The organism is Pseudomonas sp. LBUM1671, from assembly GCF_059695685.1.
Window position 1 is genome coordinate 1,583,250 of sequence record NZ_CP166782.1, and the last position, 12,447, is coordinate 1,595,696.

The 12,447-nt window shown below is 61.1% G+C and carries 8 protein-coding genes; 7 read left to right on the forward strand and 1 reads right to left on the reverse strand.

What is annotated here, in order from left to right:
* Positions 1 to 6: 6 nt before the first annotated feature.
* Both araD1 and ACA060_RS07170 read left to right on the forward strand, forming a co-directional pair.
* Positions 7 to 1,002 (forward strand): AraD1 family protein, encoded by a 996-nt coding sequence (gene araD1 / locus ACA060_RS07165; RefSeq protein ID WP_109628475.1) that lies wholly within the window; start codon positions 7 to 9, stop codon positions 1,000 to 1,002.
* A 155-nt stretch (positions 1,003 to 1,157) separates the two neighbouring features.
* Positions 1,158 to 2,738, forward strand: a complete 1,581-nt coding sequence (locus tag ACA060_RS07170; protein ID WP_497316301.1) for an aldehyde dehydrogenase (NADP(+)) — start codon at positions 1,158 to 1,160, stop codon at positions 2,736 to 2,738.
* 128 nt (positions 2,739 to 2,866) lie between these two features.
* On the opposite strand, the gene ACA060_RS07175 is transcribed toward ACA060_RS07170, so the two are convergent.
* Positions 2,867 to 3,775, reverse strand: coding sequence for a DMT family transporter (locus tag ACA060_RS07175; protein ID WP_109628477.1), 909 nt, complete (start codon positions 3,773 to 3,775; stop codon positions 2,867 to 2,869).
* A gap of 156 nt (positions 3,776 to 3,931) precedes the next feature.
* On the opposite strand from ACA060_RS07175, the gene aceK reads away from it, so the two are divergent.
* From aceK to ACA060_RS07200, 5 genes are all read left to right on the forward strand, one after another.
* Entirely contained in the window at positions 3,932 to 5,650 is a 1,719-nt protein-coding gene (gene aceK / locus ACA060_RS07180) for a bifunctional isocitrate dehydrogenase kinase/phosphatase (protein WP_497316303.1), read from the forward strand.
* 248 nt (positions 5,651 to 5,898) lie between these two features.
* Positions 5,899 to 9,810, forward strand: a complete 3,912-nt coding sequence (gene hrpA / locus ACA060_RS07185) for an ATP-dependent RNA helicase HrpA (protein WP_497316305.1) — start codon at positions 5,899 to 5,901, stop codon at positions 9,808 to 9,810.
* Positions 9,811 to 10,227: 417 nt separating this feature from the next.
* Positions 10,228 to 11,349 carry a beta-ketoacyl-ACP synthase III gene (locus ACA060_RS07190; RefSeq protein ID WP_109628480.1) on the forward strand — a complete coding sequence of 374 codons (1,122 nt, stop codon included), beginning with the start codon at positions 10,228 to 10,230 and terminating at the stop codon, positions 11,347 to 11,349.
* 154 nt (positions 11,350 to 11,503) lie between these two features.
* Positions 11,504 to 12,115 carry an RNA polymerase sigma factor gene (locus tag ACA060_RS07195; protein ID WP_497316307.1) on the forward strand — a complete coding sequence of 204 codons (612 nt, stop codon included), beginning with the start codon at positions 11,504 to 11,506 and terminating at the stop codon, positions 12,113 to 12,115.
* A complete protein-coding gene (locus ACA060_RS07200; RefSeq protein ID WP_109628482.1) occupies positions 12,109 to 12,345 on the forward strand; it encodes an anti-sigma factor family protein in 237 nt (78 codons plus the stop codon). Before ACA060_RS07195 ends, ACA060_RS07200 begins: the two co-directional genes overlap by 7 nt.
* The last annotated feature ends 102 nt before the right edge of the window (positions 12,346 to 12,447 follow it).

The window sequence follows — 12,447 nt, forward strand, 5'->3', positions numbered from 1 at the left end:
GCTGTCATGCGCCTGATTCAATTTGAAAACACTGCCGGTGAACGCCAGGTGGGCCTGGTCGAAGGCTCGCAGGTCCAGGTGCTCAAAGGCACCCGCAGCACCCGTGAACTGGCCCTCGCGGCGATCCGCGCCCAACGCAGCCTGCAAGAAGAAGTCGCTTTGCGCGGCACCGAACCGGGACCGGATTACGCGCAACTGTTGCAGCAGGGCCATGTACTGCCGCCACTGGACCACGAAGACCCGGCTCACTGCCTGATCAGCGGCACCGGCCTGACCCATTTGGGCAGCGCCTCGGCGCGGGACAAAATGCACCAGCAGGAAGGCGCGGTGGAAGCCGGCATGACCGACACCATGCGCATTTTCAAATGGGGCCTGGAGGGCGGCAAACCGGCGGCCGGGCAGGTCGGCGCGCAACCGGAATGGTTCTACAAAGGTGACGGCAGCATCGTCGTGCGCCCCGGCGCAGACTTCCCCGTGCCGCCGTTTGCCGAAGACGCTGGCGAAGAGCCGGAGCTGACTGGCCTCTACGTCATCGGCGACGACGGCCAGCCGTACCGCGTCGGTTACGCCTTGGGCAACGAGTTCTCCGACCATGTGATGGAGCGGCGCAACTACCTTTATCTCGCCCATTCGAAATTGCGTTTCTGCGCTTACGGTCCGGAACTGCGCGTTGGCGAATTACCCAGGCACCTGGCCGGCACCAGCCGCATCACGCGCAATGGCGAAACGCTCTGGGAAAAAGAGTTTCTCAGCGGCGAAGACAACATGTGCCACAGCCTCGCCAACCTCGAATTCCACCACTTCAAGTACGCGCAGTTTCTGCGTCCGGGTGATGTCCACGTGCATTACTTCGGCACCGCCACGCTGTCGTTTGCCGACGGGGTAAAAACCCAGCCGGGCGATCGCTTCCAGATCAGCCTCGATGAGTTCGGCGCGCCACTGGAAAACGGCATCGGCGAAAGCGCGCAGCCGTTGGCCATCGGCCAGGTACGTGCGCTTTAAGTCTGAGATTCTCATTCGAACTCATATTTGAACAGCACGAAGATCGGCTCCCTTTCCCCCTCTCCCCCATGGGGAGAGGGCTGGGGTGAGGGGTGGATCTTGAATGAGCATAAATCTTCAACCGTCGGCGTTGTTTGCCGGTCAAGGAATCACTCATGACCACGCTACTCGGACACAACTACATCGGCGGTCGCCGCACCGCCAACGGTACGCAGCAGCTGCAAAGCCTCGATGTCACGACAGGCGAAGCGCTGCCGGGCAGTTTTTTCCAGGCCACTGAAGCGGAAGTGGACGCGGCAGCCAATGCGGCGGCCGCTGCCTACCCGGTCTACCGCAACCTCAGCGCGGAGAAACGCGCGCAGTTCCTCGACGCCATTGCTGATGAAATCGATGCCCTGGGCGATGACTTCGTCGCCACCGTGTGCCGCGAAACCGCGCTGCCGGCCGGGCGTATCCAGGGTGAGCGCGGACGCACCAGCGGCCAGATGCGTTTGTTCGCCAAGGTCCTGCGGCGCGGCGATTTTTACGGTGCGCGCATTGATCGAGCGCTACCGGATCGGCAGCCGTTGCCGCGTCCGGACCTGCGTCAGTACCGCATCGCCTTGGGGCCTGTCGCCGTGTTCGGTGCCAGTAACTTTCCGCTCGCCTTTTCCACGGCCGGTGGCGACACCGCTTCGGCGCTGGCTGCCGGTTGCCCGGTGGTGTTCAAGGCCCACAGCGGGCACATGACGACGGCCGAGTGGGTCGCCGACGCGATCATTCGCGCCGCCGAGCGCACCGAAATGCCGCCCGGCGTGTTCAACATGATTTATGGCGGGGGTGTCGGCGAATGGCTGGTCAAGCACCCGGCGATTCAGGCGGTGGGCTTCACCGGTTCGCTCAAGGGCGGCAATGCCCTGAGCCACATGGCCGCGACCCGGCCGCAACCGATCCCGGTCTTTGCCGAGATGTCGAGCATCAACCCGGTGTTCCTGTTGCCCGAAGCGCTCAAGGTGCGCGGCGAGCAGATCGCTGGGCAACTGGCCGGGTCGGTGACGCTGGGTTGCGGGCAGTTCTGCACCAATCCGGGCCTTGTCATCGGTTTGCGCTCGCCGCAGTTCAGCCTGTTTCTGGAATCGTTCTGCGCGAGCATGAACCAGCAACCGGCGCAGACGATGCTCAATGCCGGCGCGCTGGTCAGTTACAACCTGGGCCTTGGGGCGTTGCACGAGCATCCGGGGCTGACGCACCTGGCGGGCAAGCCGCAACAAGGCAATCAGGCGCAACCGCAAGTGTTCAAGGCGCACGTCAGCCTGTTGCTCAAGGGCGATGAACTGCTTCAGGAAGAAGTGTTCGGTCCGACCACCATCGTCATCGAGGTTGAAGACCGGGCGCAGCTGGCGGCGGTGCTGCACGGCCTGCACGGGCAATTGACCGCGACGCTGATTGGCGAGGCGGACGAACTGCTCGAATACCGTTGGCTGGCGGAGTTGCTGCAGGAAAAGGTCGGGCGGATTCTGTTGAACGGCTATCCGACCGGAGTCGAGGTGTGTGAGGCGATGGTGCATGGCGGGCCGTATCCGGCGACGTCGGATTCGCGCGGGACGTCGGTGGGCACCTTGGCGATTGATCGTTTCCTGCGGCCGGTGTGCTTCCAGAATTATCCGGATGCGTTGCTGCCCGAGGCGCTGCAGAACGCCAATCCGCTGGGGATTCGGCGGTTGGTGGATGGCGAGGTGAGTCAGTCAGCTTTGTAGTGTTTGGGCTGCCGCCATCGCGGGCAAGCCCGCTCCCACAGTGATTGGTGTCGTATACAGATTCTGTGATCAATACCAAACCCTGTGGGAGCGGGCTTGCCCGCGATGACGGCATCAGCCACACCCAATTACTTGGCAGCCACCGCCGCAGCCTTCACCACCGAAGGCTTCAACACCAGCCACAACGCCGCCGCAATCAACACCCCGCCATAAATGTGCGCCATCGACAACGGCTCATCCAGCAACAGCGCCCCCCACAACACCCCGAACGGCGGGATCAGGAAGGTCGTGGTCATCGACCTCACCGGCCCGATCGAGCTGAGCAGGCGGAAGTAGATAATGTACGCCAGCGCGGTACACACCAGCCCCAACCCCAGCAACGACAACCAGACATTCCAGCCGCCCCAGCTTGCCGGTGGCTGGCTGATCACGCTGTAGCCGAACAACGGCAACAGGAACAGCGTCGCCCCGAGCATGCTGCCCAGCGCCGAAAGACGACTGTCGAGACCGCCCGCGTGATCGAGCCAGCGGCGGGCCAGGAACCCGGCAAAGCCATAACAGGTGGTGGCGAGCAGGCAGGCGACGGCGCCCATCAGCAATTCCATGTCGAACGCCACCGGACCGGCACGGGTCAGGACGCCCACGCCAAGCAGTCCGAGGAAGACCCCGCCAAGCTTGGCGGCGGTGAGTTTTTCATGGAAGAACAGGCCGCCGATCAACACGCCCATCAGCGGCGTGGTGGCATTGAAAATTGCCGAGTAACCGGCCGGCAGCACTTGGGCGGCCACCGAATAGAGGGTCGCCGGAATCCCGGAGTTGATCACCCCGAGCAGCATCACCGTCTTGAGTTTGCCTTTGAAGTCCCAACTGATGCGCATCAGCCCGAGGATCACCAGCAAGCCGGTGGCGGCAATCGACACGCGGAAAAAGGCAGTGGGAATTGTGCCAATCACTGGGGCGATGATGCGCATGAACAGAAAGCTCGCGCCCCAGATCGCTGCCAGCGACAGCAAACGGAAAATATCGACAGGGCTCACGGTGCACTCCTTCCTTGATGGGGACGAGAGTGTTGCCGAGCGCCTGATCCATGGCAACCGAAAAACGAGCATTTAACCCGAGCCGAAAATTACGCTTCTCTGCATCCGGTTCACTGGCTAAGCTCAGGGCTCACGAATTCCCGCAGAGGTCTCACCATGCCGCAGCAATGGCCAGCCGCCGACATCGCCCGAATGATCCTCGATGGCTTTGACGATTACCGCGAGCATTTCCGCCAGATCACTGACGGCGCCCGGGCCCGCTTCGAGCAGGCCCAGTGGCAGGAGGCGCAGGTCGCCTCGGCGGCGCGGATCAATCTGTACGAAGAGAAAGTCAGCGAAACGGTGGAACGGCTGCGCATTGCGTTTGATGCCGACACGCTGGACGTCAGTTGCTGGCCGCTGGTCAAAAGCGCTTACATCACGTTGATTGACCTGCGTTTCGACGATGAGCTGTCCGAAACCTGGTACAACTCGATTTTCTGCGGGCTGTTCAGCCATGACCTGATCAGCGACGGCTGCATGTTCATCCACACCACCCGGCCAAGCCTGCGCCGGGCCCGGGCCGCGCAAACCCGGACCTACAAGCCTCAGGGCCAGTTGTCCGGCATGCTCGCGAGTATTTTTGCCGATTACAGCTTCAGCGAGGATTACGCCGACCTGGCGGGCGACCTGTACCGCCTCGAAGCGCAACTGCGCGAGAACCTGCCGGACTGGGTGTGCAAGGACCCGGAATTGAGCGTCGAACTGTTTTCCTCGGTGCTCTACCGCAACAAGGGCGCGTACCTGGTGGGGCGCATCTACACCCGGGACGAACAATGGCCGCTGGTGATTCCGCTGTTGCACCGCGAAGGCCGCGGGATTCAGATCGATGCGCTGATCACCGATGAAGCCGATGTGTCGATCATCTTCTCGTTCACCCGCTCGTATTTCATGGTGGATGTGCCGGTGCCGGCCGAGTTCATAGGCTTTCTCAAGCGCATCCTGCCGGGCAAGCACATCGCCGAGCTGTACACCTCGATCGGTTTCTACAAGCACGGCAAGTCCGAGTTCTACCGGGCACTGATCAATCACCTGGCCAACACCGACGACCAATTCATCATGGCCCCCGGTGTGCGCGGCATGGTGATGAGCGTGTTCACGCTGCCGGGTTTCAATACCGTGTTCAAAATCATCAAGGACCGTTTCTCGCCGTCGAAAAACGTCGACCGCGCCACGGTGATCGAAAAATACCGTTTGGTAAAAAGCGTCGACCGGGTCGGGCGCATGGCCGATACCCAGGAATTCGCCGACTTTCGCTTCCCGTTGAGCAAGTTCGAGCCGGCGTGTCTGGAGGAACTGCTTGAGGTCGCCGCGTCCACGGTGTCGGTGGAAGGTGACACCGTGCTGATCCGCCACTGCTGGACCGAGCGGCGAATGACGCCGCTCAACCTGTACCTGGAAAACGCCAACGACGCGCAAGTCCGCGAGGCGCTGGAGGATTATGGGCTGGCGATCAAGCAACTGGCGGCGGCGAACATCTTTCCCGGCGACATGCTGTTGAAGAACTTCGGCGTCACTCGGCACGGTCGCGTGGTGTTTTATGACTATGACGAGATCTGCTTCCTGACCGAAGCCAACTTCCGCCACATCCCGCAACCGCGTACGCCCGAAGATGAAATGGCGTCCGAGCCGTGGTATTCGATCGGGCCGCTGGATGTGTTTCCCGAGGAGTTTCCGCCGTTTCTGTTTGCCGATTCCGGGCAAAGGAAGCTGTTTGATCAGTTACACGGCGAGTTGTACAACGCCGATTACTGGAAAAGCCTTCAGGAAGCCATCCGCGCCGGCAAGGTCATCGACGTGTTCCCGTATCGCCGCAAAGGCCTCGACAACGAATAGCCCGCTCTGAGATGACACCCTGTGGTGATGGGGCTTTTGTGGCGAGGGGATTTATCCCCGTTGGGTTGCGAAGCGACCCTAAAACCATCCACCGCGGTATTGCAGATAAACCGCGCGTACCGGTTTACGATTGCTTCGCAACCGAACGGGGATAAATCCCCTCACCACAAAAGCGGTTGCATTCGTCTCCATGCACGCAAATCTGCGACAATCGCCCCCTGCGCCACTAGACGACTTTTGCGTACCTGATGACTGACGAATCGCCTTCCATCGACAAACTGCTGAAAAACCTCGATCACGCCATGCTCGCCGACCGTCACCGGCTGCGGCGGCAGTTGCTTGAGCTGCGCAAGAAACCCGACGAGGCCAAGCTGGCCCTGTGGGTGACGCGCATGCAGGCGTCCTGTGACCAGGTGTTGGCGCGGCGCGCCAGCCTGCCGGTGATTCGTTACGACGACAGTTTGCCGATCGCCGCCAAGCGCGATGAAATCAAGGAAGCGCTGCTCAAGCATCAGGTGCTGATCATCGCCGGCGAAACCGGCTCGGGCAAAACCACCCAGTTGCCGAAGATCTGCCTGGAAATCGGCCGAGGCCAGCACGGCCTGATCGGCCACACCCAGCCGCGTCGAATCGCTGCACGCAGCGTGGCCAGCCGGGTTGCTGAAGAATTGGCGACGCCATTGGGCGCGCTGGTTGGCTATCAGGTGCGGTTCGAGGATCAGAGCGATTCCAACACCTTGATCAAGCTGATGACCGACGGCATCCTGTTGGCGGAAACCCAGAACGATCGCTACCTCGAACGCTACGACACGATCATCGTCGACGAAGCCCACGAACGCAGCCTCAACATCGACTTCCTGCTCGGTTACCTGAAAACCCTGCTGCCGCGCCGTCCGGACCTGAAAGTCATCATCACCTCGGCGACCATCGACCTGGAGCGCTTCTCCAAGCACTTCGATGACGCGCCGATTGTCGAAGTCTCCGGCCGCACCTTCCCGGTGGAAACCTGGTACCGCCCGCTGACCCTGGAGCAGGACGAAGAGGGCAACCGCGTCGAGGACGACCTGACTGTGGATCAGGCGATCCTCGCCACCCTCGACGAAATCGCCGCGTTCGAACGCAGCGAGCGCAAGAGCCCCGGCGATGTGCTGGTGTTCCTGCCCGGCGAACGCGAGATTCGCGATGCCGCCGACATGCTGCGCAAGGCCCAGCTCAAGCACACCGAGATTCTGCCGCTGTACGCGCGGTTGTCGCCGGCCGAACAGCAGCGGATTTTCCAGTCGCACCCGGGCCGTCGCGTGGTGCTGGCGACCAACGTCGCGGAAACCTCGCTGACCGTGCCGGGCATCCGTTACGTGATCGACAGCGGCACCGCGCGCATCAGCCGTTACAGCTACCGCGCCAAGGTCCAGCGCCTGCCCATCGAAGCCATTTCCCAGGCCAGCGCCAATCAGCGTAAAGGCCGTTGCGGACGGGTCGAGCCGGGGATCTGCATCCGTCTCTATGGCGAAGAAGACTTCATCGGTCGCCCGGAATTTACCGACCCGGAAATTCTGCGGACCAACCTCGCGGCGGTGATTTTGCAGATGCTGCATCTGCGCCTCGGCGAGATCACCGACTTCCCGTTTATCGAGCCGCCGGATGGCAAAGCCATCAGCGACGGTTTCAACCTGCTGCAAGAACTCTCGGCGGTCGACCGCAACAGCCAGCTGACGCCGCTTGGGCGTCAATTGGCGCGGCTACCGGTGGACCCGCGGATGGGCCGCATGCTGCTGGAAGCGGCAAAACTCGGCAGTTTGCAGGAAGTGTTGATCGTCGCCAGCGCCATGTCGATTCAAGACCCGCGCGAGCGTCCGCCGGAGCGTCAGCAAGCAGCGGATCAGGCGCACGCTCAATGGAAAGACGTGGATTCGGATTTCGCCGGGCTGGTCAATCTGTGGCGTGGTTTTGAAGAGCAGCGCCAGGCGCTGACAGCCAGTCCACTGCGCAACTGGTGCCGCAAGAACTTCCTCAATTACCTGCGCCTGCGCGAATGGCGCGACTCGCACCGGCAGTTGAGCCTGATCTGCCGCGACATGCAGCTGAGCCTCAACAAAGAGCCGGCGGATTACCCGAAACTGCACAAAGCCGTGCTCTCGGGCCTGCTCAGCCAGATCGGCCAGAAAACCGATGAAGGCGATTACCTCGGCGCCCGTCAGCGGCGTTTCTGGATTCACCCGTCATCCGGGCTGGGCAAGAAGCGTCCGCAATGGCTGATGACCGCCGAATTGGTGGAAACCACCAAGCTCTATGCGCGCATGGTCGCCAAGATCGATTCGGACTGGATCGAGCCGCTGGCCGGGCACCTGATCAAGAAAAATCACTTCGAACCGCACTGGGAGAAGAAGCGCGGTCAGGTCGTGGCGTTCGAGCAGATCACGCTGTTCGGGTTGATCGTGGTCGGTCGCCGGCCGGTGCATTACGGGCCGATTGACCCGGTGGTGTCCCGTGAGTTTTTCATTCGTGAAGGCCTGGTGCGGGGCGAGATTCAGTCCAAAGCCAAATGTTTGTCGGCCAATGCGCAATTGCTGGAACAGCTCGACGAACTGGAAGCCAAGGCCCGTCGTCGCGACATTCTGGCCGACGAAGAAACCCTGTTCGCTTTCTACGATGCGCGCCTGCCAGCAGAGATTCACCAGACCGCGACTTTCGACAGTTGGTACAAGGTCAACAGCCAGAAAGACCCGCAGCTGCTGATCATGCGCGAAGAAGACGTGCTGGCCCGCGAGGCCAGTGAAGTCACCGCCCTGCATTACCCGGACACCTTGCACATCGGCGATCTGGAACTGGCCCTCAGTTACCACTTCGAGCCGAATCACCCGCGCGACGGCGTGACCCTTCGCGTGCCGGCGCCGCTGTTACCGATGTTGCCGCCGGAACGCCTGGAATGGCTGGTGCCGGGCGTGATCGAGGCCAAGTGCATCGCGCTGGTGCGCAACCTGCCCAAGGCCCTGCGCAAGAATTTTGTGCCGGTGCCAGACTTCGTCAAAGCCGCGTTGCAACGCATGACCTTTGCCGAGGGCTCGTTGCCGCAGGCGTTGGGCCGCGAGCTGTTGCGCATGACGGGCGCGCGGGTCAGCGATGAAGCCTGGGCGGAAGCATCGCAACAGGTCGACAGTCATCTGCGGATGAACCTGGAAATCGTCGACGGCCAGGGCAAGTTCCTCGGCGAAGGGCGAGACCTGGCCGAATTGACCGCACGTTTTGCCGAAGCCAGCCAGGCCGCGTTGGCCGTGCCGCAAACCGCGAAAAGCCAGCAGCCGGTGGAGGCGAAGATCTTCGCAGCAGTGGCGGAAAAGACTCAACAGAAGATCGCCGGGCTGTCGATGACGGTGTATCCGGCGCTGGTGGAAGAGAGCGGCACGGTCAAGGAAGGGCGTTTCTCGACCCCGGCCGAAGCCGAGTTCCAGCATCGCCGCGCCTTGCAGCGGTTGCTGATGCAACAACTGGCTGACACGGCCAAGTTCTTGCGCGGAAAATTGCCGGGGCTGACCGAACTGGGCCTGATGTACCGCGACATGGGGCGCATCGACAGTCTGGTGGAAGACATTCTGCTGGCCAGTCTCGACAGCTGCATTCTCGACGGCGAAGACCCGTTGCCCCGCGATGGCGCCGGGTTGGCGGCACTGGCCGAACGCAAGCGCGGTGGTTGGACCGAGCACGCCGAGCGTCTGGCCAAGTTGACGCTGGAGATCCTCAAGCTCTGGCACGGTCTGCAAAAGCGCTTCAAGGGCAAGATCGATCTGGCCCAAGCCGTGGCCCTGAACGACATCAAGCAGCAGCTCAGCCAGCTGGTGTATCCAGGGTTTGTCCGGGAAACGCCGATGCAGTGGCTCAAGGAATTGCCGCGTTACCTGAAAGCCGTGGAGCAGCGCTTTGAGAAAATCGGTGCTCAGGTGCAACGGGATCGGGTCTGGAGTGGCGAATTGTCTGGCCTGTGGGCGCAATATCAGACTCGCGCCAGCAAGCACGCCCAGGAAGGCAAGCGCGATCCGCAACTGGAACTCTATCGCTGGTGGCTGGAGGAATACCGGGTTTCGCTGTTCGCCCAGCAACTGGGGACCAAGGTGCCGATCTCCGACAAGCGCTTGAACAAGCAATGGACCCAGGTCGAACCCTAGGGGCGGAGGCTTGCACAATACCTGTGGGAGCGGGCTTTTGTGGTGAGGGGATTTATCTGTGGCGAGGGGATTTATCCCCGTTGGGGTGGCGAAGCCGCCCCAAAACCTGCAGCCTTGGTCTATCAGGCACACCGAGTGCGCTGGTTTCACGACTGCTTCGCAGCCGAACGGGGATAAATCCCCTCGCCACATAGGTTTACACAGGTCCTCCGTTGCTTTCGCAAATGGCGCCAAAACCCAATGTTTATGGCAAACTTCGCGCCTATAAACGCCGGTCCCGCGGTTTTGAGCCTCTCAAGGTTCGGGCGGTACGGAATAAAGCGATGCCAGGTGTGCTTCCCGTGACGGGAACAGACCCTTTGTGTGTTGGTACGTCGGTGCCAATGCTTTCTGCCTGAACAGATTAGAGAAACGACCATGCATAACGTCGTCATCAGCGGCACCGGCCTGTACACCCCGGCCAACAGCATCTCCAATGAAGAGCTGGTGCAGTCTTTCAACGCTTACGTCGCGCTATTCAACGCCGACAACGCTGACGCCATTGCCCGTGGTGAAGTCGAAGCGTTGACCGAATCCAGCGCTGCGTTTATCGAAAAGGCGTCCGGCATCAAGAGCCGCTTTGTCATGGACAAGGACGGCATCCTCGACCCGCAACGCATGGCCCCGCGTCTGCCTGAGCGTTCCAACGACGAATGGTCGGTGCTTTGCCAGATGGCCATCGGCGCGGCCGAACAAGCCTTGCAGCGTGCCGGCAAGACCGCCGCGGACATCGACGGTGTGATCGTCGCCTGCTCCAACCTGCAACGCGCCTACCCGGCCATCGCCATCGAAGTCCAGGAAGCGTTGGGCATCCAGGGTTTCGGTTTCGACATGAACGTGGCCTGCTCCTCGGCGACCTTCGGCATCCAGGCCGCCGCCAACAGCGTGCAACTGGGCCAGGCCCGGGCAGTCCTGATGGTCAACCCGGAAGTCTGCACCGGTCACCTGAACTTCCGCGACCGTGACAGCCACTTCATCTTTGGCGACGCGGCGACGGCGGTGATCATCGAGCGTGCAGACCTGGCGACGTCCAAGTATCAGTTCGACGTGGTCAGTACCAAACTGCTGACCAAGTTCTCCAACAACATCCGCAACAACTTCGGCTTCCTCAACCGCGCAGCGGAAGAGGGCATCGGTGCCAAGGACAAACTGTTCGTGCAGGAAGGCCGCAAGGTGTTCCGCGACGTCTGCCCGATGGTCGCCGAGCTGATCGCCACGCACCTGGAAGAGAACAAGCTCAACGTCAGCGACGTGAAGCGCTTCTGGTTGCACCAGGCCAACCTCAGCATGAACCACCTTATCGTCAAGAAACTGCTGGGCCGCGAAGCCACCGAAGAAGAAGCACCAGTGATTCTCGACACCTACGCCAACACCAGCTCCGCCGGCTCGGTGATTTCGTTTCACAAACATCAGGACGATCTGCCTGCCGGTTCCTTGGCCGTGCTCAGTTCGTTCGGCGCCGGTTACTCGATTGGCAGCGTGCTGTTGCGCAAGCGTTGAGGGGGAAGGCTGTCGTTCTTTACTTGGATTCGTGATGGCTTTTCCTACAGCCGAAACAGTCGGGACGCTGTAACTTTCGGAAATGACAGTAGGATGTTGCCGACGGCGAAGTCCTGCTGACTCATTTTTCGAGGTCAGGACAAGGGGTTTGTGAATGGCGGCTGACGACGCGAAACTGCTGGAACGATTGCTGGCAGGTGAGCAACAGGCCTTCAAAGAGTTGGTCAGCACTTATCAGAGCCCGATGCGTGCGGTGGCTTATGCGATCGTCGGCAGCCGGCATGCCGACGAAGTGGTGCAGGACGCGTGGCTGTCAGCCGTGCGCCATCTGAGCAAGTTTGAGGCGCGTTCGAGCCTCAAGACGTGGTTGCTGACCATCACCGCAAACTCGGCAAAAGGTCGCTACAAACAAAACCGTCGTGAAGTGCTGCTCGATGACCTTCCATCGCCGCATGGCAGCGTTGATGACGATCGTTTTTCTGCCGCGGACGGCCACTGGCTGGTGGCGCCATTCGCCTGGCATCAAGACACGCCAGAGGCGCTGTTGACCGAAAACGAACTACGTGAATGCCTCGAACACACCTTGCTCAGCCTGTCGGAACTGCAAAGCAGCGTCTTGTTACTTCGTGAACGTCAGGGCCTGGAGCTGGAAGAGATCTGTAATCTTCTGGAAATCTCGCTCTCCAATGTTCGCGTGCTGCTGCATCGGGCACGGTTGAAGGTCTTTGCGACCGTAGAACATTTTGAGGAAACCGGTGAATGCTGACCTGTAAGGAGCAAGTGGCACGCTCCAGTGATTATCTCGATGGCCAGTTGAGCTTTCGGGAGAAGTTGCTGGTGCGGCATCATTTAATGTTCTGCCCCAATTGCCGGCGGTTCATTCGTCAGATGCGCTTGATGCAGGCGACGCTGCGCGTCTTGCCGGAGGAGGCTGTGCCGGAGGTCGATGCACTTGCCGAACGTCTCGCTGCGGAGCGTCGCAAGGACATTCCGTAAAGTCGTGGCGTTATCGCAGGGAAGAGAAGCAGGCCGGCGTGGATGCATCGAACGGATGATGGGGATCGATCCATCCACGCCAGACTGTAAAGCGCCTCAAGC